This window comes from Streptomyces sp. NPDC001606 (genome assembly GCF_053596835.1).
The window spans coordinates 375213-400027 of sequence record NZ_JBSFHC010000001.1 but is presented as its reverse complement, the minus strand read 5'-3'; the positions used below and the strand labels follow the sequence as shown (position 1 = coordinate 400027).

The window sequence follows — 24815 nt, the reverse complement described above, 5'->3', positions numbered from 1 at the left end:
CACTCCTGAGCTGTTCGGCATCTGCTCGCCCAGGCGCACGGCATCCACGGTCACGGGCCGCTCCCCGGTGGTGCTCCACCTCAGCGCCAGTCACGGCCCGGGCAACAGCGTAACCGACGGCGCGCCCGGCCCTTGGCCTCGCGGTCCCGTGCGCAACGGTCCACCGCCCGCAGCACCGACCGGAGCAGAGCGGTCCAGCGGGTCTGGCCCACCGCCGCCCGTGCCGAGAAGGTCCAGGTCAGCCGGGAGGTGACCTGGACCCTCGCGGTCCTCCTTCCGCAGCCCGTCCGGCCGGGGGCGTGCCTAGCCCTCCGCATCCCAGGCCTGGATCAGGAGCTGATCGGCGATCTTGCCGTCGCGCAGCGTGATCATCGACTCGGCGATGACACGGGTGCCGTCGGCGTACTCGCAGGACTCGCTGAAGGCGGCGTGGTCGCCCTGGACGACACACTGCTCCAGCTTGTGCGTCATGTCGCGGCTGTAGACGTCGTTCAGCAGCTCGGCGATCTGGTTCCGGCCTTGCAGGACGGTGGGGTTGCTGGGCTGGTGGTCGCGGTCGACGATGCGGATCTTCGCATCGTCCGCATAGAGCGCCAGCAGCGTGTTCCCGGTGTTGCCCTCGATGCCCTTGCGCAGTGTGTCGGCGTTGAAAGCGGATCCTGTTGTGGTGCCCATGGTGACCTCCGTCAGGCGTCCGCGGCCCGGCGAGGAGCCGGTCGCGCTGGCCCCACCTATGAGACTCCTCCGGCCCGGCGGCCCCGGCAAGCGCAGCCGCGGTGCTCCGCCTCACGGGTGAGCGCGGCCCGCGGACCGTGTCCGGGCGCGGCCCGCCGCCGTTGCTGAGGGCATGATGTCAACACGACGTATCGTCGCCGCCCTCGGTCTCGCCGCCGGGGTCACCGGCCTCGCCGCACCGCTCGCCCAGGCGGCGTCCGCTCCGGACTCCGGGCAGATCAACCCCATGGCCGTGCTCGACTCGCTGACCGTCAGCGACATCCCCGCGCAGCACAAGGCCGAGGTACCCCGGGTCTCCGAGCAGGTGCGGCCGCTGAACCAGCTCAGCGAGCTGAACCGGCTGAGCGAGCTGCACCAGGTCACCGACCTCGTCGCCCCGGTGACCGGCCTGCTGCCGGCCGTGCAGGCCTGATCCGCCGGAGCGCACCCGAGGGCCGCCCCGAGCGGGGCGGCCCTCAGTGCTGTCGTCCCCTCCCGCAGCCGCCGCTCAGCGCCGGCCAGTCCCGGCACAGGGCGAGAACGGACGACCTCGCACCGCCCTCGGGGAGGCAGCCGCGCAGCCCGCGGCCGAGGACGTCCTCCGCGCCCAGTTCCAGCCACACCCGCACCCCGTCCCGGTACAGCAGGCCGGCCGCCTCCGCGCACCGGGCCGGGGGCCCCGCCAGCCAGAACTCCGGATCCGCCGTCTCGGCGCCCACCGGGCGGCCGGTGCGGTCGGAGATCAGCGGGACCCGCGGCGGACGGGGCCGGAGAGTGGCGAGCGTACGGCTGTAGGCGCCGAGGACCCCGGCGGTACGGCCGGAGTGCGGCGCCGGACCGGGGCGGCCGTCCAGCAGCCGGGCCAGGGTGCCGACCGCGTGACAGGCGTCCGCCAGCGAGAACACCCCGGCGGCGTACGCGGCGGCCATCCGCCCGGCCGCGTGGCCGAACACCACGTCCGGCCGGACCCCCCAGCCGCGCAGCAGCCGGTACTGCGCCGTCTGGAGCGCGAAGACCGCCGGACCGCTGTACGAGACCCGGCCCAGCAGGGCCGCCGTCCGGGTGCCGTCGGCCGCGAACATCACGCATTTCAGGGGGAGTTCCAGATACGGATCCAGGCGCGCGCAGATGTCGTCCAGGGCCGTGGCGAACTCCGGGAAGGCGGCGTGCAGTTCACGTCCCGCCCCGGGCCGGGGGGAGGCGCCGGCCGAGAACAGGAAGGCGGTACGTCCAGGGCGGCCGTCAGGGAGCATGCCCCCATTGAGGCACGGCCGGGCCATGGGGACACACCAGGCAGATTCCCACACCCTGCAAAAAGATTGTCATCATAGAATGGCCTTATTCGGTCAAATTCTTTCAGGGTGTGGCCGTTGCCCGGTGTTTCGGCGGCCGGAAAGATCCACGATCACCGCCGTGGCCCGTGCCGCCGCCCCCCGGTCCCGCGTAGGGTCGGCAGCGCGAAGCCACACCGAAGGAAGGGACCAGGCCCATGGCGCAGCAAGTACGCGGCGTGATCGCACCGGGGAAGGGCGAGCCGGTGCGCATCGAGACGATCGTGGTGCCGGACCCCGGGCCCGGTGAGGCCGTCGTACGCGTGCAGGCCTGCGGTGTCTGCCACACCGACCTGCACTACAAGCAGGGCGGCATCTCGGACGACTTCCCCTTCCTCCTCGGCCATGAGGCCGCCGGCGTCGTGGAGTCGGTCGGCGAGGGCGTCACCGACGTCGCCCCGGGCGACTTCGTCGTCCTCAACTGGCGTGCCGTGTGCGGTCAGTGCCGGGCCTGTCTGCGCGGCCGCCCCTGGTACTGCTTCAACACCCACAACGCCCGGCAGAAGATGACCCTCGCCGACAGCGGCCGCGAACTCTCCCCGGCCCTCGGCATCGGCGCGTTCGCCGAGAAGACCCTGGTGGCCGCCGGACAGTGCACCAAGGTCGACCCGGCCGTCTCCCCGGCCGTCGCCGGACTCCTCGGCTGCGGGGTGATGGCCGGCATCGGCGCCGCGATCAACACCGGCAACGTCGGCCGCGGCGACTCGGTCGCCGTCATCGGCTGCGGGGGCGTCGGCTCCGCGGCCGTCGCCGGGTCGCACCTCGCCGGAGCGGCGAAGATCATCGCCGTGGACATCGACGACCGCAAGCTGGACAAGGCCCGCAGCCTCGGCGCCACCCACACCGTCAACTCCAAGGAGACCGACCCGGTCGCGGCGATCCGCGAGCTGACCGGCGGCCTCGGCGCCGACGTCGTCATCGAGGCGGTCGGCCGGCCCGAGACCTACCAGCAGGCCTTCTACGCCCGCGACCTGGCCGGCACCGTCGTCCTGGTCGGCGTCCCCACCCCCGAGATGAAGCTCGAACTGCCCCTCCTCGACGTCTTCGGCCGCGGCGGCGCGCTGAAGTCCTCCTGGTACGGCGACTGCCTGCCCTCCCGCGACTTCCCCATGCTGATCGACCTGCACCTCCAGGGCCGGCTCCCGCTCGACGCGTTCGTCACCGAGACCATCCGGCTGGACGAGGTGGAGCAGGCCTTCGAGCGGATGCACCACGGCGACGTCCTGCGCTCGGTGGTGGTGCTGTGATGGCCGCCCGCGTCGAACGCCTCGTCACCAAGGGCCAGTTCACCCTCGACGGCGGCATCTGGGACGTCGAGAACAACGTCTGGCTCGTCGGCGACGACCACGAGGTCGTCGTCATCGACGCCGCCCATGACGCCGAGGCCATCGCCCGCGCCGTCGGCGACCGCCGGCTCACCGCGATCCTGTGCACCCACGCCCACAACGACCACGTCAACGCCGCCCCGGAACTCGCCGACCGCACCGGCGCGCTCATCTGGCTGCACCCCGACGACCTGCCGCTGTGGCGGATGACCCACCCCGACCGCGAACCCGACCGGCATCTCCTCGACGGCCAGGTCTTCGAGGCCGCCGGCGCCGACCTGACGGTGCTGCACACCCCCGGACACGCCCCCGGCGCGGTCTGCCTGCACGACCCCGGACTCGGCGTCGTCTTCACCGGCGACACCCTCTTCCAGGGCGGCCCCGGCGCCACCGGACGCTCCTACTCCCACTTCCCGACCATCATCGACTCGATCCGCGGCCGGCTCCTCACCCTGCCGCCCGAGACCAAGGTCCTCACCGGCCACGGCGATTCCACCACCATCGGCGCCGAAGCCCCCCATCTGGAGGAATGGATCGCACGCGGCCACTGACGGCCCGCAGTCGGGCCGTCGGCCGAAGACGCGGGGCCTGCCCGGGGCGCGCCCCGGACAGGCCCGACACCATCCCTGAACCGTCACCCCGAGGCCGCCGCCAGCGCGTCCAGCACCCGCTGGGTGTCGGCCTCGGTGGTCCGCCAGTTGCTGAACGCGGCACGCAGCCCCGGCACCCCGCCGTACACCGTCGGTGTCAGAAACGCCTCCCCGGTCGCGGCGACCGCCCGCGCCAGCTCCGCCACCCGCTTCTCCGTCGGGTCCTCGGCCAGGGTGAAGCAGACGACGTTGAGCCGCACCGGCGCCAGCAGCCGCAGCCCCGGCAGGGCGTCGACGCCCGCGCCCAGCCGGCGGGCGAGGGACACGTTCCGCTCCACGATCTCCCGGTGTCCGGCGCGCCCGTAGGCCACCAGCGAGAACCAGGCGGGCAGGGCCCGCAGCCGGCGGGAGTTCTCCGGGGTGAGATGCAGGAAGTCCGGCTCGCCGACAGGCAGGCCGAGATACGGCGAGGCGTTGTGGAACACCGCCACCTGGAGATCCCGGCGCCGGGTGAACTGCACGGCCGCGTCATAGGGCACGTTGAGCCACTTGTGCAGGTCCACACAGACCGAGTCGGCCGCGTCGAGCCCGTCGACCAGCGCGGCGTACTCGGGGGACAGGGCGGCGAAGGCGCCGAACGCCGCGTCCACGTGCAGCCAGAAGCGGTGCCGCTCCTTCAGCGCCGCGATCGCCCGCAGATCGTCGAAGTCGACGGTGTTCACCGTGCCGGCGTTCGCGACCACGATCGCCGGCCGGCCGTCCAGGCCGGCGAGCGCCGCCTCCAGCGCGGCCACGTCGACCGCCTCCCTGTTGCCCGACAGCAGCGGCACCGGGCGCAGCCGGTCCCGGCCGATGCCCAGCACCGACATCGCCTTGGTGACGCTGGAGTGCGGGCTGCCGGAGAGGACGTCGACCGGGCCCAGCGCGGCGGCACCGGCCCGGGAGACGTCCACGCCCAGCTGCTCGCCGAGCCACTCCCGGCCGATCGCCAGCCCGACCGTGTTGGACGCGGTCGCGCCCGTCACGAACGCCCCGCTGTGCGCCTCGCTCAGCCCGAACAGCTCGCGCAGCCATGCCACGGTCTCCCGCTCCAGCTCACCCGCCCAGGAACCCCCGGCCCCCGACAGGTTCTGGTCGAACGCGGAGGTCAGCCAGTCGCCCGCGACCGAGGCGGGGGTCGCGCCCCCGGTGACGAAGCCCAGATAGCGCGGCCCCGCCGAACCGGAGAAGCCCGGCGCCCACCGCTCGGCGAACCGGGCCAGTGCGGCCTGGCCTCCCGCCCCCTCGTCCGGGAGGGATGCGCGCGCGGGCGGCGGGCCGGCCGCCACGACCGGCCGGGCGGCCAGCCCCGCCGCCTCCTGGGCGGCGAAGTCACGGGCGGACTGGAGGAGTTCGGGAAGCCGGGAGAGATCGCCGGCGAGGTTGCGGTGCATGCGGCGCAGCGTAGACCGCGGGACAGGCCCGGCGACCGGTCCACTTCGGGGAAACTGGACCAGAGCGCTGGGCCAGAATGACGCGGTGGACACTGGATTCGTCGCCGCGCTCGGCGACTGGCGCGCCCGCCCCGCCCCGCTCGCCCGCGCCCTGGCCGCCGCCGTACGCGAGGCCGTGATCGACGGCCGGCTCCCGGCCGGCACCCGGCTGCCCTCCGAGCGGGAGCTGGCCCGCACCCTGTGCGTCAGCCGCGGCACCGTGGTCACCGCGCTCACCCTGCTGCGCGACGACGGCTGGCTGCACACCCGGCACGGCAGCGGCAGCGCCGTACGGCTGCCCGCCCGCCTCACCGAACGCACCACACCCTGGTCCCTGGACCGGGGCGGCGCCCCCGACGCCGGACTCGACCTCACCCTCGCCGTCACCGCCGCACCCCACGAGGCCTACCTCGCCGCGCTCGCCCGCGCCGCGGCCCGCAGCGCGCCCCTGCTGGTCGACTCCGGCGTCGCCACCGCGGGCCTGCCCCGGCTGCGCGAACTGCTCGCCGACCGCTACACCCGCGCCGGCCTCGCCACCCGCCCCGAGCAGATCCTCGTGACCTCCGGCGCGCAGGCCGCCCTCACCCTCCTCCTGGACCAGCTGCACACCGACCGCAGGGCGCCCGTCGTGGTGGAGAACCCCGCCTACCCCGGCGCCCTCGCCCTGCTGCGCGCCCGCCGCGCCCGCCTGCTGCCCGTGCCGGTCTCCGCGGCCGGCTGGGACACGGGGCACCTCACCGCCGCCGTACGCCGGCACCGCCCCCGGCTCGCCTATCTGGTCCCCGACTTCCACAATCCGACCGGCGCCCATATGTCCGCGCCGCACCGCCGGGCGATCGCCGCGCTCGCCGAGCGGGAGGGGCTGACCGTCCTCGCCGACGAGACCCTGCGCGACCTGGACCTGAGGACACCGCCCGGCACCGAACCCCATCTCGCCGGGGCGCGGGTGATCCAGCTCGGCTCGGCCAGCAAGACCCTGTGGAGCGGACTGCGCGTCGGCTGGATCCGGGCCACCGCCGACCTCGTACGGCAACTGCGGCAGCACCCGCTCCAGGCCCAGCTCGCGCCACCGCCCCTGGAACAGCTCATCGCCGTGGAACTCCTCGGCGACCCCCTCGCCGGGCTGCTCGCCGACCGGCGGGCCCGGCTGCGCGCCCAGCGCGACCATCTCGCCGGGCTGCTCGCCGGCACCGGATGGACCTACACCGTGCCGGACGGCGGTCTCACCCTCTGGCTGCACCTGGGCGAGGGGCCGCGCGCCACCGAGCTGGTGGCCCGGGCCGCCGCCCGGGGCGTCGCGCTGCCCCCGGGCCCGCACTTCGCCGCCGACCGCACCACCCTGGCCCGCCATGTCCGCCTTCCGTTCACGGCGACACCGGAGGCCCTGGAACGGGCGGTGCGGGTGTTGCGGGAGTGCTGGGAGGGACCGGCCGGCCAGTGATGAAGTTCACCGTTTCGTCAAAGGCGGGCCGGAACCACAACCCCGGCGGGGCGAAGCAGGTCTAGTAGGGCGAGACCGTGGGAAGTGCGCAAAGGAGCACCCGGGGGAGACCTCTGGGCAAAGGGGAGACGAGGGGACCGTGATGGGGGACATACGCAGACGAGGCGTCGTCGCGCTGGGCGTCACCGGGCTGGTGGCGCCGCTCACTCTCGCGCTGACGGCCGCGCCGGCCCAGGCGGCGAGCTGTACGACGCAGAGCGGGCCGTACCAGAAGCAGGTGGAGAAGTTCCTCGGGAGGCCGGTCGACGGCAAGCAGTCCGCCGCCGACTGCACGGCGATCCGGGCCTTCCAGAACCGGCACGGCATCAGCCCCGCCATCGGCTACGCCGGGCCGGTGACCTGGGGCGTGATGGACCTCATGACCAAGCAGAAGGCCGTGGGGAAGAATCCGAACAAGGGCGGCGCGTGCCCGGTGAACAAGGGCCGGATCGCCTGTGTGAACCTCACCCTCCAGCTGAGCTGGATCCAGGACGGCAAGAAGCTCGTCTACGGCCCGGTGCCCGTGCGCACCGGCCGCAAGGGCTTCACCACTCGCACCGGCCTGAAGAAGATCTACTGGCGTGACATCGACCACGTCTCGACCGTCTACAACGTGCCCATGCCGTACAGCCAGTTCTTCGACGGGGGCCAGGCCTTCCACTCGGTCGGTCTCAGCATGTGGAACCCGCCGGGTTCGCACGGCTGCGTCAACATGACCAGGTCGGACGCCAAGAAGTACTGGTCGCTGCTGAGGAAGGGGGACGACGTCTTCGTCTACGGCCGCAAGCCGGGCACCTGAGGACGACGAGTGAGGGTCCGGTGTGAACTCCCGTTCGTGGCTTGACACATCGACGTGATGAGCAACACGGTCTGAAATGTCCGTATCGAGTGCAGTTACTCACAGCGCCTTCACGTTGATCGGCATATGCTTCACAGCATGTCCACCACTGTTGAAGCCGTCTCCGAGCGATCGGCCGCGGAGGTCAACGAGGAGATCCGGGCCCTGTGGCGCCGGGCGGGCGGGACACTGACGAGCGAGCAGCGCGCGGAGTACCAGCGCCTCGTGATGGAGTGGGCCGCCGCGGCCCCCCGACCGCAGCGGGCCGCCTGATCGATTCGGCGAGCATCCGCGCTCACCCTCCCGGGCACCCGTGACCACACGGGTGCCCTTCTCGTGCACCCTCTGTGGGCCGTACTCAGCCCCACATCGCCGAATACTGCTGCTGATAGGCCCTGCGGTCCTGCTCGGCCCGGATGTACCGGGTCGCGACCAGCGCGACCAGACTGCCCGCGATCACCAGCAGACCGGGGCCGATGGTGCGGGTGTCGGCCAGCCGGGCCAGCAGCGTCCGCCCCTCCGCCGCACCGGTGACCGGCGCCGGGGAGCCCGGAGCGGCCGCGCTCGGCGCCACCGCACCCTGCCCCTTCGAGGCCGACGGCGAGGGGGAGGGCGTCGCACCCGGCGGCGACACGAACAGCTCGACCTTGAGTGCCGTCAGCGCCGGAACCACCGGCTGGAAGAAGGTCGTCCCGCCCGTCGTGCAGTCGCCGCTGCCGCCCGAGGTGACCCCGAGCGCCACGCCGTCCGAGAACAGCGGGCCGCCGCTGTCGCCCGGTTCGGCGCACACCGTCGTCTGGACGAGCCCGGTGACCGTCCCCTCCGGGTAGTTGACGGTCGCGTTCAGCGCGGTCACCTGGCCGTCGTGCAGGCCGCTGGTGCTGCCGCTGCGGAACACCCGCTGTCCGACCGTCGCATCGGCCGCCCCGGTGATCCGCACCCCGTTGCCCCCGCCGATCGCGACCACGTCCGCGCCCGCGCCGGCCGTCCCCGAGGCGTACCGCACCAGGGAGAAGTCATTGCCGGGGAAGGTGCTGTTCACCGTCCTGCCCAGCTGCTGGTCCCCCTGGCCGCCCGCGAACCAGGTGGTGCCCGCGGGGCCGCAGTGCCCGGCGGTCAGGATGAAGTCGCTCTGCCCGTCGGTGACATTGAACCCGGCCGAGCAGCGCCCGCCGGTCGACAGGATCGGCTGGGCGCCGTTCAGCCGCGTGGTGAACCTGCCCTGCGTCCGCTCCATGTGCACGAAACCACCGATCCCCGCGGCGACATGGGACATCCGGGCCCAGTTCGCCGCCGACACCGTGCTGTCCGCCTGCACCACCACCCGGTTGGTCCGGTAGTCCACCGCCCACGCCGTCCCCGCCACCCGGGGCGCCGAACGCAGCGCCGCCGTCGCCGACTTCAGCTCGTCCATGCTGTGCGGCACCAGCTTCGCCTCGGCCCCGGCCTGCCGTACCGTCCGGGCGGCCGCCGCGTCGGTGACCGCCACCACCGGCCGCCCGTCGGCGCCGATCCAGTTGCCTGCCGTACGGGCCGTACCGAGCCGCGCCACCAGCGCCGTACCGGTGGTCCCGGCACCCGCGCCGCCCGTGGCGGAACTGAGGGGTCTGGCGGCGGACGGTGTCTCACCGGCCAAGGCCGACTGGGCGACCATCGCGCTGCCCAGGAGAAGTCCGCCGACCGCCGCCAGCCGTGTCACTCGCCGGACGAGGCGTCGTCGTGCGTGCCGCATGCAAGGCTCCCCAAACCGAACCCGAACGCGCTCCGCCGAATCCCGGGGCGCCAGGCCCCGGCTCCCCGCGGGCCCGCCCCTCCATACGCGGCCGCAGGCCCGGGCGTTCAGCGGCCGGCCCGCACGTCCCGCGCCGCCGTGTTCCCGCACCCCGCGCGGCGCCCTGTCCGGGACGGGCGGCAGCGGGGGCTTTCCGTAGACTGCCGGCATGGACGACACGCGGCTCGACCGGCTCGGTTCCGGCAAGTACCTGCTGGTCACCAGCTATCGCAAGAACGGCACCCCGGTCGCCACCCCGGTCTGGGTGGTGCGGGACGGGGACACCCTCGGAGTGTGGACGGCCGCCGACAGCTGGAAGGTCAAGCGGATCCGGCGCCGCCCCGACGTCCTGGTCGGCCCCTGCGACGTACGCGGCAACCCCACCGGTGACCAGACGCCGGCCACCGCCGTGCTCGCCGACCGGGCCACCACCGCCCGCTACCGGACCCTGATCGCCCGCAAGTACGGCGTCCTCGGCCGCCTCACCCTGCTGGGCAGCCGGCTGCGGCGGGGCCTGGACGGCACCGTCGGGATCCGGGTGACCCTCACCGGCTGAGGGCCACCCGGACCGCGCGTCCTACGACGCGTCCAGCACCGAACCGGTCAGCTCCAGGCCGCCCGGCTGCGGCTTGCCGGTCTGCGGATCGACCTGCCGGAACCGCACCGACTCGGCCGGCTCCTTCACCCGGTCGGTGACGGTGGGCACGGTGATGTCGGCGCTGCGCTTACCCGCCGGGATGTCCACCCACAGATAGAGGCCGGTCACCTTGGACAGCGGGCGCTCGGGATCGGGCGACTCCCCGGAGTTGTCCCGCAGCCAGCGCGCCGGAACGTCCTTGGTGGACAGCTCCGGAGCGGAGGCGGGGGCCACGGCGAAGAACGCGCTCATGTCCACGTCGACCGCCTCGGACAGGGACAACCGCCACGTCAGCGGCTTGCCCTCGGCCACCCGGCCGGCCACCGGGGTCACGGTCATCCGCGGCGCGGGATCGTCGTCGTGCACCGTGATGCCGCCCCGGTAGGAACCGACCACCGCATGGTGCACCGCCTTCACCAGGACGTCGTACGACACATCGGTGCCGTAGCGCGTGTTGCCCTTCACCGTGATCGGCACATCGATGTCATGGCCGCCCGGACGCACCGTGACCAGCCGGTCCTTGGCCTGTCCGGTGACCGGGTCCAGCACGTACACCCGTACCTGGCCGCTGCCCCGGCCCGTCACCTCGACCGGCACATGATAGGTGCGGGCCCCCGAGTCGCCCTCGGCCACGGTCGTGCGGCCGATGTCCACGCGTGGCAGTTCGGCGGCGCGCACCGCCGGGGTGCCGGCCCGCCAGCCCCACGCGTCCATGAGCCAGGCCCGCCCGGACGCCGAACGCGGCGTCAGCTCCAGGGAGGTGACGGAGCGCAGATCGAGCCCGGCGCGCCGGGCCGCGGTCAGCGGCACCCGGAACTCGCGCGCCCAGTAGGAGGCCGTCCGCTCACTGCCGGGCAGCCCGTCGGCCCGGACCTCGCCGAGTGTCGCCTTGCGGCCCCGGGCGTCGGTGACGGACACGTCCAGCCGGGTGCCGTGCGAGTTCGGCGGCACGAACAGCCGCAGCGCCAGCGCCGTGGAACCGGACAGCGACAGCGGCCGCGGCGCGGTCACCCGGGCCGCGCCGCCGGCGCGCGTCCAGTGCAGCGCGATCGCGTGCCGCCCCGTCTCCCGGCCGGTCTCCCACATCGCGAAGTGCGGCGAGGCACCCTTCGTGCCCTGGCCGAGACAGGCCTTGGACGGGCTCGGGTCCACCGCGTCACACAGCCGGGCACCGCGCACCGAGACCCCGCCGTCCGGCAGGAACCCGGCACCCCGGCCCGCGCCCACGGCATGGCTGAGGACCCGCGCCGGGTCCGCCGACGGCGCCCGCTTCCCGGAGCCGTCCAGCAGCGGCCGCACCCGGTCGTCCCCGGCGACGAACAGCCGCGCGGCGGCTGCGATGTAGGTGGAACCGGCCCGGTGCTGCTGGTCGGCGGTCAGCCGGGTCGCCGCCTTCTTCCCGCACACCGGGTCGGGGTGCTGCGGGTCGTCGGAGAAGTCGTCCTCGGCGGGCGCCGCGGCCCGGCCCGGCGTCCACTCCGAGTTGAAGAAGTTGTGGTCGGCGCCGATGACGTACACGGCGCTGTGCAGCGCGCCGCCGGTGCTGACCCCGCGCGTCCCGTCGACGTACACCTCGCCCTGGAGGTCGGAGACGTCACCGTCGCAGCCCGGCAGGATCGTCATCGACGGCACGTCGGCCACCGGGTTCTGGCCGAAGACGGTCGGGCCGATGAGGACCGTGCCGCGGATGGTCCAGCGGACCCGGCCGCGGTAGCCGTCCTGGTCGGCGGGCGGCGGGTAGAGGCTGTCCAGCGCGGCGCGGTTGACGCCCTCGCCGCCCCGCGAGTGCCCGACGAGCAGCACCCGGGACAGGTCGGCGCGCGGCGCCTTTCGGACGACCGCCGGAGCGGACGCCGGGTGGTCGGACCAGTCGGCCCAGCGGGCCAGGTGCATCCGCACCAGCGCGGAGCGCGCCTCCGCGCCGCCGTCCTCGGCCGCGTCGTCCTGGCCGTTGATGCCGTTGGCGGAGATCGACACGGTCACATAGCCCTGCGAGGCGAGCAGCCGCTGGTCACGCAGATAGCCGCGGTGGCTCGGCACCGGCTTGGTGCCGGCCGCGCAGGGCCAGTCGCCGGTGATGTGCCCGCCCTTGTAGCAGGTGTAGTGCCGGCCGTGCAGGAACAGCGCCAGCGGCCGCTTGCCGGACGCGCCGACCGGTGCCACCACCACCGCGCGCATCTCCACCGGAGCGGCGAAGCCGGGTATGTGCACCGACTTCAGGCTGTACTCACCGGTCGTGGTGCGGTAGGCGCCGGGCTTGCCCGGGTCCACGCCGCCCGCGGGCAGCGGCGCGGGCGGCCGCACCGCCGGCCCGGCCCCGGCGGCCGCCACGGGCGCGTCCAACCGCCGCCCGCCGGCCCACACATGCAGGTCCCGCAGCCCGCCCGGCACCCGCGCGCCGAGCGGCAGCCGGAAGGTGCGCCCGTCCTCGCCCGGCCGCGGCACGCCCAACAGGCGGTCGCCCGCGCGGAATTCGACCCGGGCGTCCCCCATGGGCACCGGCCGGTCCGACCGCCACACCAGCTGCGGCGCGGTACGCCCGCCGGTGATCCCCCAGCCCGGCCGCAGCGCCGCGCCGTCCGACGACGTCAACTCCCCGCTGCCTCCTGGTGCCTGACTGTCTGCTGCCGCCAGCCCTGGGGATGCGCCCGCCACCGCGAGCAACGCGGCGGCGGCCACCCATATACGCCGGGCACGGATCACAGTTCCTCCTGGATGACCCCGGTCTCGGGCGTCCCGGCCGACCCGGGAGCCCCTCGCCCCCGGAGGACGGAGTGCGGAGACTGTGGGTTGCCTGTGAACGGGAGGTGATCGATCACATCGGAGGACGGGCGCCGGCGGCGCGACTCCGGCACGGCCCGCCGCGGGTGAACTCCTGGCCCCCAGCGGGCCGACCGTCGGCGCCGGCGTCAGGCCCGAGTGCGTGACGGCCGCGAAGGCGGAACCGTCCCGGGTGAGCGCACCGACCAGGGCCGCCGGCCGGAAACGCCGTCACCGGAACCCCTCTGAGCTGCTACGCAGCGTCCGAGTCGTCCGGCGCCGCATGTCCGGTTGCCGACGACGTACGATGAAGGTATCGAGGGCGTCACGCACTCCGACTGTCCTGTCGGGCCGTTCTCGGCGAGAGACGAAAACCCGGACCGCCCGAGCGGACGGTGCGGAGACGGGTCGGCATCATGGCCACCGCGATCACAGCAACTCCGCGACTCTCCCCGGTTGTGGCCCTTCCCTGCCGAGGGGCGGCGTGACAGTCGTGCAGCGGTTGGACATCCATCGGCGTGACCAAGGAGAGCGGGCCCTCGTCACGCTCGTCGGCGTGATCGGACCGGCCACGGCTCCCTTGCTGCGGACCGCGCTGGAGCAGTGTCTGCGCGACGGCGTGACAGGCATCGACGTCGATCTCACCACCGTCGGCTCGTGCGACTCCAAGGGCCTGGACGTCTTCCTGACGGCTTCGCAGCGCGCGGATCGCGTGCATGCTTTCCTGCGGCTGCACCATCCGTGCGCGCAGATCACCCGACTTCTCGCCGTGACCGGCTCCGCCTCCCTGCTCAGTGAGTTGCCGGGTGCGTCTCCGCAGGCCGACGAGCAGCAGGGCGGCGGCCGCCACGTCAGTGCACCGGCCGTGAAGGACGGGATCCGCCTCCGCCGCCTGACCCGCTGGCAGGCGGAGGACATGAGCGAGGACATCGCCGACCTGGTCGTGGACCCCGTCGCGGGCTCGTCAGCGAGCGCGGACCGGGAGCGGGGCGACTTCCTGGGGCGGCTTGCCATCAGCGCCCGACGGCCCGGATTCGCGTTGCTGGTCGCCGAAACGACGGTACTGGTGGGGTGTGCCTTCGGATATCCCGTGGGTCCCGGCGCCCGCTCGGAGCGGGGGTTGCAGGAGAGCGTCCAGCGGCTCACCGGCTGTGCCCGGTTCCTGCTCCTCACCCAGGCCGTTGCGCATCATCACGCCCAGTGCCGAGACATCGGCCGACGTCTGCAACAGCGCCTGCTGGCCGACCGGCACACCGCGCTCGGAGTCGCTCTGATCGGTCCGGCAGACCGGGCCGGCCAGGCCGCCTTCGACTCCTGGGGCTGGCGAAACTGCGGAGAGGTGGTGGGGCTGCCCGGTCCGGGCGCACCCTGCGTGCTGGTCCTCCTGACGGAGAACGCGCCCGTACCGGCGCCTCCGGCCTCGGGCCCGGGCGGGGGGTAGCCTGGGAGGCACCGAGAGCATGTCGGGCGCACGATCTCGCGGCGCCGTTCCCGGCGAGTGACGAACGAGGGCAGCGCCTTCACTGCCCGGGACGGGATCGCACGATGGACTCCCTCACACCGGCCGCCGAAGGTATGCCTCCGGATGACGACCACACGTACCGGATGCCGCTGGCGCGGTTGAGCCTCACCGCGGAGTCCAGCCACGGCCCGCTCGACGGAGCATGGTGGCCGCGCTGTGACGTCCTGGAGCTGGAGTTGCCCGCCCTCGTGGGCTCGTTGGACCCCGGCCACGGTACGGTCACCCGGGTCACGGTGGGGACTGCCGCGTGGCCCGAGGCCCCGGGAACGGTGTCGGCGCCCGACCACGTGATCGAGGTCCTCCTGAGCGACGCCGCCGACGAAGCGCATGCCATCACCCTGGAGTGCGGCACCGTGGGGCGCTGGGAGCTGCTGGTCATCCCGCCCGACGAGCCGACGGGAACGGCCGGTCGGCTGCTGACGGCCGCCGCCGATCCCTGGAACACGCAGTCGGCTCAGCGCATCCTCGCCCGTGTCGAGGAAGGTCTCGGCCAGGAGCGGCGAGCAGCGGAACGGCCCATGATGGACTGATGGGGCAAGCACCTGTTTCGTCGGCCGCCTCCGCCCGTGTCCGCGTGGACCACGCCGGGTGAGCGGATGACGGCCGAACCGCGCGCGGACCGCTCCGAGAGCTTCGGGGAAGCGCTCCTCGGGGCGGTTCTCGATCGCGCGCACGAGCTTCCGCCCCACCTCGTCGGCCCACTGGTCGCCGACATGATGGAGCGGCTGGGGGGCCGCCGTCCGCAGATCCTGTTGCAGGACTACGGCCAGTTGTGGCTCGTACCCCTGCCCGGTGAGGGCCTCGCGGGCGGGGACCCACACGTGATCGACGATTCCGCCGCGGGCCGCTGCTTTCTCGGTGCGCTGCCCGTCGAGCTGCCCGAGGGCGACGGCGTACGTGTCCACCTGCCGCTGCTCGACGGCGGCGACCAGGTGGGCGTCATGGCCGTGACGCTGGACCGGCTCGACGACGACGACCGCCGCATGCTGCGCCGGCTCTCCGCTCTGGTGGCCGACCTGCTGGTGACCAAGCACGGATATTCCGACCTGTTCTTCCGTACCCGACGCCGTGAACCGATGAGCGTGGCCGCCGAGATCCAGTGGGCGCTGCTGCCGCCCCTGGCCATGATCATGCCGCGCGTCGCCCTGGCCGGCGTCCTGGAGCCCGCGTACGACGTGGCGGGGGACAGCTTCGACTACGCGCTCAACGGCGACGTCCTCCATCTGGCCATGATCGACGCGATGGGGCACGGCCTCGGCGCGGCCACCATGGCCACCGTGGCCATCGGCGCGTACCGCTACGCCCGCCGCCTGAGCACCGGCCTGACGGAGATCTACGCCTTCATGGACGACGCCGTGGCGAAGCAGTTCGGCGCCGACCACTTCGTCACCGCGCAGATGATGCGGCTGGACACGACGACGGGCCACCTGCAATGGGTCAACGCCGGGCACCCCGCACCGATGCTCGTCCGCGACCACCGTGTCACGCGCCGACTGCTCGGCCCGACGACTCTCCCCGTGGGCCTCGGCGGTGCGGAGCCGGAGGTGAGTGCGCTGGGGCTGGAACGGGGAGACCGCGTCCTGTGCTTCACCGACGGGCTGATCGAGGAGCACGCGGCGGGCGAGGAACAGTTCGGGGAGGAGCAGTTGATCGACTGGGTGAACGGGCTGGAGAGAACCGGCGGCGGGGTCCGGGCGGTGGCGCGTGCCCTGTCGCACACACTCAAGCGGGCCCGGGGCGGCCGGACCACGGACGATGCGACGCTCCTCCTGGTGGAGTGGCGCGGCTGACCGGACCGCAGGGTCTGTCCGAGCCCCTCCCGGGCCGCGGCGTCCAGCCCGACCCGACTCAGGGGGTGATATGTCGGAGTCGGTCATAAGGGCCACCCGGTCCCCCTGGCCGTTGCAGTGTCCCGGCCCGAAGGTTCCCTGGTTGTAGCCGTCGAGAGTGGTGGCCCACCGGCGGACCCCGGCCCTCTGAGCACCGGTCAGCACGGACCAGAGCACGATGCTGTCGGGACCACCCGCAGTGCCGAGTGCGATCGGGAGCAGGGCCGTCGTCGCAGCCCCCTGAGAACGTCCTACGCGTCACCGCCCCGTCCGCCCACGTCGATCTGGAGCGTCCGAACTGGCGTCACGGCCGGGTTCCCGACGACCTCGGCACCGGCACCCCCGGCACCGCCGACATGGTCATCGCCGAGCCCGGCGCCCGCTCCGTACCACGCCGCCCATCACTCCGTACGGCCGAATGACCTTCACCGCTGCACCGACCGACAGCTGTCACACCCCGAGACATCCTCGACGCGAGCAAGGAGTCCGAGGTCGCGTCACAGCTGCGGCTGCGGCATCCGTTGCCAGCTGAAGGGACCGAAGGTGGTGCCGGTGACGGGGTGGTTGGCGTTGGGGTCCGCGGTGAGTTTCAGCCATTCCAGGGGTGTGGTGCTGCCGTGCACGACGATCCGGTGGAAGTTCGGGACGTTGTAGTACGGGTGCTCGTTCCACGCGTTGTCCCCCGGGTCGTGGGCGCACACCCCGGCGCCGGTGGCCGGGTCCGTCTCGCCGGTGCACGTCGCCGTCGGCGACAGCGGGTTGTCCGAGCGGTAGAGGTGCGAGTCGCCGTTGAGCATCAGCACCGGCCGGCCGAACGCGGTCGTCTTCGCCGCGACCTCGCTGATGATCGGCTCGTAGTTCGTCAGGTGGTCCTTGGTCTTGCCGTCGAGGTCCCACATGTCGGCCTGTGCCGAGATCACCACCGCTTTGGCGTGCTCGGCCTGCGCATCGGCGAAGGCGGCGTCGAGCCAGCGGACGTCGGCCGCGGTCCGGTCGGTCCGCTCGTCGGTCTGCGCCTGCGGTGCGGTCGGGACCTTGTACCAGGGGTCGGTGTCGTTGTTCGAGCCGCCCGGCACGTTGATGGTCACGAAGACGATGTCGTTCTGCGCCCACCTCACGTTCTCGACGTACTGTGCGTCGCCCGGGTGGCCCGGGTCGTAGGCGGTGGCCTGGGACACCACGTTCAGTGTCCCGCTGCCCAGGGTGCGGCCAGGCTGCGCGAAGAAGTCCTGCCGGACTCTGGCGAGGTTGTCGAGCGGACTGCCGCAGTGGTAGCTGACGCAGTCCGCCGGGTCGGTCGACAGGCCGCTCGCGCCGATGTACGTGATGCCACCGGACGCCGAGTCGTAGAAGCCGCCGCCCTGGCCGGGCGAGGTGAGGCTCGATGCCTTGTGGCAGTCGGCCCACTCGTTGTCGCCCGGCGTGTAGACGAGCGGCTTGGTGAAGGTCTGCCATGCGGACGCGATCGAGGCGTCGTAGTCCTCGGTGCAGAACTCCTTGCCCGAGTGGATGTCGCCGACGTGAATGACATCGCTGACGCTCGGGTCACTGTTGATGGTGCCGATGAACGCCGGGGTCTTCTGGAACTGGGCGGTGTCGGCCGTCTGGCCCGCAGGGGCGTACGCCGACCTGCCGTACGGCGAGTCGCCGAAGACGGCGAGCGTCAGGGGGGTGGAGGCCGCCGACGCCGTGGCCACCGACCCCACGGAGGAGGCAAGACCGACGGCGACGAGCGTGACGAGCCCGCGCTTCAGCGTGCGTCTCAACATGCGTCCCTCTTTCAGATCCGGTTGAGGGGGGGCGGCGCCCCAGTGAACTGGATCCTCAGGAAGCGCGGCATGGCATCAAGGGCGGCCCGGAGGTGACGAGTAGGCGAACTTCCGGGAGGCCCGCAGTGCGCGATGCCGCAACGCCCGGTTTCATCGTCCGGCGGCCGGGACCAGGCCGGGGGCGAAGCGGTAGGAGACCGCCTCCATCAGCGGCTTGCGCTTGGTGTTGTGGAAGGCCGCGATGCGCCACCTGCCGTCCTGCTGCCGGACCAAGGTGTACGTCTGGATCTTGCTGAGCTTGTGTGGCCGGTCGCCCTTGTAGGTGTCGCCGCGCCCGTTCACCACGGCCACGTCCGGCCCGGGGAACCGGACGGAGAGCACCTCGTCCGCGAGCTCGGTGCCCTTGAGGAAGGTCGTGAACAGGGTGCGGTGACTGTCCACGATGTCCTGGCGGCCCTGGTAGAAGGTGCCGACGTAGGTGACGTAGGTGGCGTCTTCGGTGAACAGCTCGCCGTATGCGTCGGCGTCGTGCCGCGCCCAGGCGGCGACGAGTTCGTCCAGCACGGAGGTGACTGCGGCGGTGTCATCGGTGATGGCGGGCATGGTGGAAGATCCCCCTTTGGCTACACTGAGAGCAGATTCTGAATCTGTGCAGTATCTGCATGCGTGCAGATAAATTTACGAGAGGACTCCCGTGACGGCAACCCCTGTGGATGGCGGGGACGAGCAACTGATCTTCCGTCAGTACTTGGACGCGGTAGGCCTCCAGGGCCTGGCCAGCGCGGAAGCCGCTGGAATGCACACGTCGGAGTGGTACGCGCTCAGCCTGATCGCTCTGGAAGGTGGTCTCACCTCGGGCGAACTCGCCACGCGGACCGGGCTCACCACCGGTGCCACCACCCGCCTGATCGACCGCCTTGAACGGGCCGGCTACGCGCGCCGCGCCGCGGACCCCGGGGACCGCAGGCGCGTCATCGTGGAGCCGGTCCCGGATGCGCTCACCCGCATCGAGGAGGTCGTCGGCCCCGCCCGCCGTCATATCGCCGAGGTCCTGGCCCGCTACACCCCGGAACAGCGCAGGCTGCTCTTCGACTACTTCGAGCACGCCGCCCCCGCGTTCCGGGCGGCCACCGAGGAGATCCGCAAGGCCATGGCCCCGAAGCGCAGAAAGGCCGCCCCGGGCAGGGGCGGCCACTGACAGCGAGGATGTGTGTGTGGGCGGGCCCGTCAGGTCCAGGCCCGGTACGGCTCGTCCAGCAACTGGAAGACCGGCTCACCGCGGACCGGGTCCTTCGCGGTGGACAGCCGCACCCGGTCGCCGCTGTGGATCCCGACCGGCGGGCCCATCACCCGGCCCCGGACGACGAACCCCTCGGCCATCTCGATCAGCGACACATTGCGTGCCGCGGGGGTGTTGCGGTGCACCACGGTCGAGTGCCGCACCGTGCCGATGCCCTCGCTGCGTTCGGTGCGCAGTTCGCTGCCCTGGCACACCGGACACAGCAGCCGGTGGTACATCGCGGTGCCGCACCAGGTGCAGCGCTGGAAGAGGATGGCGTCCCTGGAGTCCACGGAAGCGGGTTCGAGCACCCCCGCCGCGGAGCCGGCCGCCGACTGTGAGATGTCTGCTGAGTGGTGGTACACGCTGGTCAACTCCCTGCGCTCGGCCGGAATCCCGCGTGCCCGGCGCGCCCCGCGCACGCGTGTGCGCGGTTGCTGTGCCACCGTGCACGCCGACAGCGTATGGCACTCAGTGTCACTCGTAAAGGCACTGCGTACCCCTAATTGGCCGGAAAGCATCGCACCCCGCCGCCCGGCGGCCGGGCGGAGGCCCGCTCAGCCGCGGCCGAGCGCCGTCTCCAGCTCCTGCACCGCCCGCCACAGCGGCGCGTCCCGGCGGGCGACCAGCACCACGACGTCGTCGGGGTGCCCTGCCGGTCCCTCCTCAGGCACCGGGAGGATCCGCAGCGGCGCCGGACCGCTCGGGGCCTCCGACGACTCCGCTGCCTGCGGAGCGCGGCCGAACGTCCGCTGCACATAGCCGAGCGCATGGTCCACCGCCGCGGCCGCATCGCCCTTGCCGTCCGAGCGCAGCCAGGACCGCAGCGCGTTGTTGTGCGCGGCGACGACGGCGGCCGCGATGACGTCCGCGCGCAGCGTCCCTTCGGGCGTGCCGGCGAACCGCCCGCGCAGATACTCGGCCAGGGCGCGCTCGTACCGCCACACCACCGACAGCTCGTACGCGCGCAGGCCCGGCACCTTCTTGGTGAGGCGGTAGCGCTGCACCGAGAAGGTGGGGTTCTCGGCGTACATCCGCAGCACCATCCGGGCCGCGTCGCACACCCGCCGCACCGGCTCCTGGTCCGCCGTGCTCCCGGCGAGAAACGCGGTCATGTCGGCCAGACAGCGCTCGTGGTCGGGGAAGACCACGTCCTCCTTGGAGGGGAAGTAGCGGAAGAACGACCGCCGGCCGACCCCGGCCAGCGCCACGATGTCGTCCACCGTGGTCTGCTCGTATCCGCGTTCCATGAAAAGCCGGAAGGCCGCCGAGACCAGGGCGTCCCGCATCGGCGGCTTCGCGGCCGGCGCCGCGCTGCTGGTGCTCATGGCGGGAACGTAGCACCCGGGCCGGAAATGTGACACTCAGTGCAGCTCAGACCGAGGTGACAGGGAACTGAGTGCACTCTGCGTGCCGGTCCGGGCCCCGCCGGATGCCGTCGCCGTTGTGCGACGTAACCTTTCCGCACCGCGCCGGCACCGGCCCCGCGGCATCCGCCCCGCCGACTCCGGCCGTGCCCGAGGAGATCCCGCATGCCCGCCGCCCGCCCCCGACTGCTCTACGTCACCGACCTGGCGTACCAGGCCCGCGGGCGCCGCTACTGCGACGAGGACATCCTCCTCACCTCCCGGCTCCGCACCCACGCCGACCTGGCCCTGTGCCACCCGCTCGACGCCGCCGCGCTGATGGACGGCTACGACGCCGTCGTGGTCCGCAACAGCGGTCCCGTGCTCGGCTACCAGAAGGAGTACGACGCCTTCCGCGCCCAGGCGCTGGACAGCGGCACCCGCGTCTACAACTCGCTCACCGGCAAGGCGGACATGGCCGGAAAGCAGTACCTGCTCGACCTCTGCGCCGCGGGCTTCCCCGTCATCCCGACCGTCGACCGGACCGAGGAACTGCACCGGCTGCCGTCCGTCGAGCGCTATGTGGTCAAGCCCCGGCTCGGCGCGGACTCCCTCGGCCTGCGGATCGTCCCCGCCGACGGGATCGCCGCGGCCGTCACCGGTGAGGTGCTGATCCAGCCCTGGATCGACTTCACGTACGAGGTGTCGTTCTACTTCGTGGACGACGACTTCCAGTACGCCCTGTACGCCCCCGACCCGCAGCGCCGCTGGGAGCTGAGGCCGTACCGGGCGACCGCCGCCGACCTGGAGTTCGCCCGGCGTTTCATCGACTGGAACGACCTCGGTCACGGCATCCAGCGTGTCGACGCCTGCCGCACCGCCGACGGCGGTCTGCTCCTGGTCGAGCTGGAGGACCTCAACCCGTATCTGTCCCTGGACGCCCTGCCGGAGGAGGACCGCGAGGCGTTCGTCGCGGCGTTCACGGCGTCCGTGAGCCGGTTCGTGCGGTGACCTCGGCCCCCTCACATTGCGGCGAGTGCCGGGCGTACCGGCGTCCGATGTGATGAGCTGGGACGGACACACAGGGACGCGGAGGGGAGGCGGGCATGGACGGCTTCTTCGGCCGGCTGGACCCGGACATGTGCGTGGTGACGGCCGTGGCCGGCGGCGAGCGCGCGGGCTGCCTGGTCGGCTTCGCCTCCCAGTGCTCCATCCAGCCGCCCCGGTTCACCGTGTGGCTGTCCAAGGCCAACCGCACCTACCGGGTCGCGCGCGCCGCCCACTGCCTCGCCGTGCATCTGCTCACCCGTGACCAGCGGGACCTCGCGGAGCTGTTCGGCGGCGAGACGGGTGACGAGGTCGACAAGTTCGCCGGGCTGGACCTGCGGGAAGGACCCGGCGGGGCGCTCGTCCTCGGCGATGTGGCGGCCTGGTTCGTCGGCACCGTCCTGCACCGCATCGACGGCGGCGACCATGTGGGCCATGTCCTCGACCCCGTGGAGTGGGGCGGCGGACGGAGCGGGCCGCTGCTGCGGCTGTCCGACGCGATCAGCATCGACGCGGGCCACCCGGCGGACTGACCGGACACGGACACCCCCGACCGGCCCACGGCACATACCGAAGGACCGGCCCACGGCACATATCCAAGACACCCTCGCAGGCAGAGGCTAGGCGTCCGCCTCCGCGTCCGTCGCACCGGGCAGCGGCATCCTGATGTCCACCACGCACACATCGTCCCGGCGCTCGTCCGCGAGCATCGAGGTGAGCACGGTGTCGAGGGAGCCGCCGGCGCCGTGGTCATGGGTGCGGACCGCCTCGGCCAGCCGGGCGAAGCCCGCGTCCAGGTCCTCGCCGGGGCGCTCCACCAGACCGTCGGTGTAGAGCAGCAGCCGGTCCCCGGGCTCCAGGCGCAGCTCCGCCGACTCGTAGACGGGCGCCCCGGTCGCGCCGAGCAGCACGCCGGCGGGGCGGGCGAGATAGCGCACCTCGCCGCCGCGCACGAGCAGCGGCGGCGGATGCCCGGCCTGCGCCCAGGCCATGACCTGCCGCTCGGGGTCGTAGCGGGCCAGCACCAGGGTGGCGGTGGTCTGGCTGTCCCGGGAGTGCAGCAGCAGCTGGTTGAGCCGGGCCAGCGCGCCGGTCAGCGAGGAGCCGGTGCTGATCATTCCCTTGGCGGTGAACCTGAGCTGGGCCATGGTGGCCACGGCGCCGATGCCGTGCCCCGCCACGTCGCCGACCACGAACAGCGCGCAGTCGTCGGGCAGTTCGACGGCGCTGAACCAGTCGCCGCCGACATGGATCCCGGACTGCGCGGGCAGATAGGACACCTCGACCCGGAGCCCGGCCCGCCGCACCGGCTTGCTGGGCAGCGGCAGCAGCGCGTGCTGCAACCGGGCCGCCAGGGCGCGCTCGGCCTGGAGCACACCGCGCTGGAGCAGCATCGCCCGTTCGCTCTCCACCAGCGCGAGTTCGGCGCTGCGCTGCGCGGTGAGGTCCTGGACGAAGCCATGCACCTCGACCGGGGTGCCGTCCGGCTCGGTGACGGCCTCGGCGACCAGCCGCAGATGCCGGACGCCCGCCGCGCCCTGGATGCGGAACGGCACATCGAACGGGTGGCCGTGGCCGGCCAGTTCGGCGATCGCGTGGGTCAGCGGGCCGGAGTCCTCCGGCAGCGCGAGATCCGGCAGCCGTTCGAGGGGGAGGGGCCCCTCGGCGGTGCTCCGGCCGAGCACCGTGTATGCCTGCGCGGACCAGGAGATCTCCTGGGTGACCAGGTTCCAGTTCGCCCAGCCCAGATTGCCGAGCCGCTGCACGTCGGCGAGGCGCTGCGCCTGCCGGACCGCCGGGTCGTGCCGTACCCAGGACACCAGCAGACCGTCGCCGAGCCGGGCGGCGCGCACCGAGTAGGTGGCGGTCACCGGCACGCCCTCGAACACGTCGTGGTAGGCGAACGGCTCGCTCTCGAACGGCACTCCGGTGTCGAGCACCCCGAGATACCCGCGCCACAGCGGCTCGCCCGCCACCGACGGGTAGCTCTCCAGGATGTGCTTGCCGACCAGGTCCCGCCCGGTCCGGCCGAACACGTCGACCGCCTCCGGGGTGGCTGCCTCGATGCGGTAGTCCTCCACCTCGCCGGAGGCGCTGCGCACCGGGGTGAGCAGCACGGCCGCGCCGGGAGTCGCGTCGAGCACCGCCTGCACGGCCGGGAAGGCGCTCGTGACGGCCCGCTCCCGCGGCGGGTCGAAGGCCTGGAGCCGGCCCGCGCACAGCCGGGCCACGGCCCGCAGCAGCTCCCGCTCGCGCGGCTGGAACGGCCCGCCGTGCCGGCGCAGCACCCCGAGGGCGACCTGCGCGGTGTTCCCGGCGGGCACCGGCAGCCAGGCCCGGCTGAGCCAGCGCTCGGGCGGGTCCCCGATGAGCCGGTACCGCTCGCGGTACTCGGCGAGGTCCTCCAGCCAGCGCGGCTCACGGGCCCGCAGGGCGTCGAAGGGGGCCATCTCGCTCCCCGCGGGCGCGTGCTGCCACTGGATCGCCAGGGTCGTTTCGATGCCGGCATGCCCGATCAGCTCGAGCCCGCCTCCGGCCACCTGTTCGTAGAGGAGTACGGCGTCGGCGCCCGCCCGCGGTGCCAGGTGGTCCAGCAGGCACGCGGCGAGTTCGTCCGGCGAGTCGACCTTGACCAGGTCCCGGCCGAGGCGGCCCAGGACGTCGACCAGATCGGCGCTGGCGGCGGGCGGCGGATCCCAGGGGCCGGTGGGCGGCACCGGCTGGGCCCCGACCGTGGCCGTGGGCGCGGGTGGCGATGCGGGTGCCGTGGGAGGCAGCAGGGCGCCGAGGGTGAGCCAGCACTGTTCGAGGAGTGTGCGGTGGCCGTTCCTGGCGCGCCGGAGGAGTTCCTCGTGCGCCGCGTCCGGTGTGCACCCGTTGAGGGCCATCAGGACACCCTTGGCCCGCTCCAGGATCGCGGAGGCGGCAGCGCGGTCCCGTAGCCGTTCCAGCTCCGCGCGCTGCCGGGCCACGACCTTGGCCAACGCCACCGGATCGGCGCCGGTGCCTGGGTCGATCGGGGGCACGGACTCGCTCGTCACGCGACGAGCATCGCACACCTCGGGCCCTCCGATCACCGGTCCGCTGGTTCCGTATGGTGCCCAC

23 protein-coding genes and 1 riboswitch are annotated in these 24815 nt (G+C 72.9%); of the genes, 13 read left to right on the top strand and 10 right to left on the bottom strand.

Features of this window, described 5'->3' with window-relative positions; translation table 11 throughout:
* Positions 1 to 20 precede the first annotated feature (20 nt).
* Positions 21 to 104, bottom strand: a riboswitch (ZMP/ZTP riboswitch).
* Positions 105 to 303: 199 nt separating this feature from the next.
* Positions 304 to 675 carry a nuclear transport factor 2 family protein gene (locus ACWCV9_RS01825; protein WP_385842502.1) on the bottom strand — a complete coding sequence of 124 codons (372 nt, stop codon included), beginning with the start codon at positions 673 to 675 and terminating at the stop codon, positions 304 to 306.
* Positions 676 to 847: 172 nt separating this feature from the next.
* Between ACWCV9_RS01825 and ACWCV9_RS01820 the strand changes: the two genes are divergently transcribed.
* The gene (locus ACWCV9_RS01820; protein WP_450783672.1) at positions 848 to 1147 is read left to right on the top strand and encodes a hypothetical protein; all 300 of its coding nucleotides are present in this window, start codon (positions 848 to 850) and stop codon (positions 1145 to 1147) included.
* A 43-nt stretch (positions 1148 to 1190) separates the two neighbouring features.
* Here ACWCV9_RS01820 and ACWCV9_RS01815 read toward each other — a convergent pair whose 3' ends face one another.
* On the bottom strand, positions 1191 to 1967 hold the full coding sequence (locus ACWCV9_RS01815) for an acyltransferase domain-containing protein (RefSeq protein WP_450783671.1): 777 nt from the start codon (positions 1965 to 1967) through the stop codon (positions 1191 to 1193).
* 236 nt (positions 1968 to 2203) lie between these two features.
* Here ACWCV9_RS01815 and ACWCV9_RS01810 point away from each other — a divergent pair, with 236 nt between their 5' ends.
* Positions 2204 to 3292 carry an S-(hydroxymethyl)mycothiol dehydrogenase gene (locus ACWCV9_RS01810; RefSeq protein WP_450783670.1) on the top strand — a complete coding sequence of 363 codons (1089 nt, stop codon included), beginning with the start codon at positions 2204 to 2206 and terminating at the stop codon, positions 3290 to 3292.
* Positions 3292 to 3921, top strand: coding sequence for an MBL fold metallo-hydrolase (locus ACWCV9_RS01805; protein WP_450783669.1), 630 nt, complete (start codon positions 3292 to 3294; stop codon positions 3919 to 3921). The genes ACWCV9_RS01810 and ACWCV9_RS01805 overlap by 1 nt, the downstream gene beginning before the upstream one ends.
* A gap of 83 nt (positions 3922 to 4004) precedes the next feature.
* On the opposite strand, the gene ACWCV9_RS01800 is transcribed toward ACWCV9_RS01805, so the two are convergent.
* Positions 4005 to 5393 carry a pyridoxal phosphate-dependent decarboxylase family protein gene (locus ACWCV9_RS01800; RefSeq protein WP_450783668.1) on the bottom strand — a complete coding sequence of 463 codons (1389 nt, stop codon included), beginning with the start codon at positions 5391 to 5393 and terminating at the stop codon, positions 4005 to 4007.
* Between the two features lie 85 nt (positions 5394 to 5478).
* Between ACWCV9_RS01800 and ACWCV9_RS01795 the strand changes: the two genes are divergently transcribed.
* The 3 genes from ACWCV9_RS01795 (at position 5479) to ACWCV9_RS01785 (ending at position 8023) form a co-directional block, all read left to right on the top strand.
* Entirely contained in the window at positions 5479 to 6873 is a 1395-nt protein-coding gene (locus ACWCV9_RS01795; RefSeq protein WP_450783667.1) for an aminotransferase-like domain-containing protein, read from the top strand.
* A gap of 142 nt (positions 6874 to 7015) precedes the next feature.
* On the top strand, positions 7016 to 7711 hold the full coding sequence (locus ACWCV9_RS01790) for a L,D-transpeptidase family protein (RefSeq protein WP_450783666.1): 696 nt from the start codon (positions 7016 to 7018) through the stop codon (positions 7709 to 7711).
* 126 nt (positions 7712 to 7837) lie between these two features.
* Positions 7838 to 8023 carry a hypothetical protein gene (locus tag ACWCV9_RS01785; RefSeq protein WP_450783665.1) on the top strand — a complete coding sequence of 62 codons (186 nt, stop codon included), beginning with the start codon at positions 7838 to 7840 and terminating at the stop codon, positions 8021 to 8023.
* Positions 8024 to 8108: 85 nt separating this feature from the next.
* Here ACWCV9_RS01785 and ACWCV9_RS01780 read toward each other — a convergent pair whose 3' ends face one another.
* Positions 8109 to 9482 (bottom strand): alpha-lytic protease prodomain-containing protein, encoded by a 1374-nt coding sequence (locus tag ACWCV9_RS01780; protein WP_450783664.1) that lies wholly within the window; start codon positions 9480 to 9482, stop codon positions 8109 to 8111.
* Between the two features lie 208 nt (positions 9483 to 9690).
* Here ACWCV9_RS01780 and ACWCV9_RS01775 point away from each other — a divergent pair, with 208 nt between their 5' ends.
* The gene (locus ACWCV9_RS01775; protein ID WP_385842517.1) at positions 9691 to 10077 is read left to right on the top strand and encodes a PPOX class F420-dependent oxidoreductase; all 387 of its coding nucleotides are present in this window, start codon (positions 9691 to 9693) and stop codon (positions 10075 to 10077) included.
* Between the two features lie 21 nt (positions 10078 to 10098).
* Here the strand turns inward: ACWCV9_RS01775 and ACWCV9_RS01770 are convergent, their stop codons facing one another.
* Complete coding sequence (locus tag ACWCV9_RS01770) at positions 10099 to 12861, bottom strand: hypothetical protein (protein WP_450783663.1); 2763 nt, start codon at positions 12859 to 12861, stop codon at positions 10099 to 10101.
* Between the two features lie 541 nt (positions 12862 to 13402).
* Here ACWCV9_RS01770 and ACWCV9_RS01765 point away from each other — a divergent pair.
* From ACWCV9_RS01765 to ACWCV9_RS01755, 3 genes are all read left to right on the top strand, one after another.
* Positions 13403 to 14359: an STAS domain-containing protein gene (locus ACWCV9_RS01765; RefSeq protein ID WP_450783662.1), complete on the top strand. Its 957-nt coding sequence runs from the start codon at positions 13403 to 13405 to the stop codon at positions 14357 to 14359.
* Positions 14360 to 14463: 104 nt separating this feature from the next.
* Positions 14464 to 14970, top strand: coding sequence for a DUF5994 family protein (locus tag ACWCV9_RS01760; RefSeq protein WP_450783661.1), 507 nt, complete (start codon positions 14464 to 14466; stop codon positions 14968 to 14970).
* Between the two features lie 66 nt (positions 14971 to 15036).
* On the top strand, positions 15037 to 16230 hold the full coding sequence (locus ACWCV9_RS01755) for a PP2C family protein-serine/threonine phosphatase (protein ID WP_450783660.1): 1194 nt from the start codon (positions 15037 to 15039) through the stop codon (positions 16228 to 16230).
* A gap of 536 nt (positions 16231 to 16766) precedes the next feature.
* Here ACWCV9_RS01755 and ACWCV9_RS01750 read toward each other — a convergent pair.
* Together ACWCV9_RS01750 and ACWCV9_RS01745 are read right to left on the bottom strand one after the other, a co-directional pair.
* Positions 16767 to 18038, bottom strand: a complete 1272-nt coding sequence (locus ACWCV9_RS01750; RefSeq protein WP_450783659.1) for a hypothetical protein — start codon at positions 18036 to 18038, stop codon at positions 16767 to 16769.
* Between the two features lie 150 nt (positions 18039 to 18188).
* Positions 18189 to 18641 (bottom strand): SgcJ/EcaC family oxidoreductase, encoded by a 453-nt coding sequence (locus ACWCV9_RS01745; RefSeq protein ID WP_450783658.1) that lies wholly within the window; start codon positions 18639 to 18641, stop codon positions 18189 to 18191.
* 193 nt (positions 18642 to 18834) lie between these two features.
* Between ACWCV9_RS01745 and ACWCV9_RS01740 the strand changes: the two genes are divergently transcribed.
* Positions 18835 to 19236, top strand: a complete 402-nt coding sequence (locus tag ACWCV9_RS01740) for a MarR family winged helix-turn-helix transcriptional regulator (RefSeq protein WP_450783657.1) — start codon at positions 18835 to 18837, stop codon at positions 19234 to 19236.
* A gap of 29 nt (positions 19237 to 19265) precedes the next feature.
* Here ACWCV9_RS01740 and ACWCV9_RS01735 read toward each other — a convergent pair whose 3' ends face one another.
* The gene (locus ACWCV9_RS01735) at positions 19266 to 19682 is read right to left on the bottom strand and encodes a Zn-ribbon domain-containing OB-fold protein (protein ID WP_450783656.1); all 417 of its coding nucleotides are present in this window, start codon (positions 19680 to 19682) and stop codon (positions 19266 to 19268) included.
* A 192-nt stretch (positions 19683 to 19874) separates the two neighbouring features.
* Positions 19875 to 20645 carry a TetR family transcriptional regulator gene (locus ACWCV9_RS01730; protein ID WP_450783655.1) on the bottom strand — a complete coding sequence of 257 codons (771 nt, stop codon included), beginning with the start codon at positions 20643 to 20645 and terminating at the stop codon, positions 19875 to 19877.
* Positions 20646 to 20849: 204 nt separating this feature from the next.
* Between ACWCV9_RS01730 and ACWCV9_RS01725 the strand changes: the two genes are divergently transcribed.
* Both ACWCV9_RS01725 and ACWCV9_RS01720 read left to right on the top strand, forming a co-directional pair.
* The gene (locus ACWCV9_RS01725) at positions 20850 to 21674 is read left to right on the top strand and encodes a hypothetical protein (protein ID WP_450783654.1); all 825 of its coding nucleotides are present in this window, start codon (positions 20850 to 20852) and stop codon (positions 21672 to 21674) included.
* A 95-nt stretch (positions 21675 to 21769) separates the two neighbouring features.
* The gene (locus ACWCV9_RS01720; protein WP_450783653.1) at positions 21770 to 22243 is read left to right on the top strand and encodes a flavin reductase family protein; all 474 of its coding nucleotides are present in this window, start codon (positions 21770 to 21772) and stop codon (positions 22241 to 22243) included.
* An 87-nt stretch (positions 22244 to 22330) separates the two neighbouring features.
* On the opposite strand, the gene ACWCV9_RS01715 is transcribed toward ACWCV9_RS01720, so the two are convergent.
* A complete protein-coding gene (locus ACWCV9_RS01715; RefSeq protein ID WP_450783651.1) occupies positions 22331 to 24751 on the bottom strand; it encodes a SpoIIE family protein phosphatase in 2421 nt (806 codons plus the stop codon).
* Between the last annotated feature and the right edge of the window lie 64 nt (positions 24752 to 24815).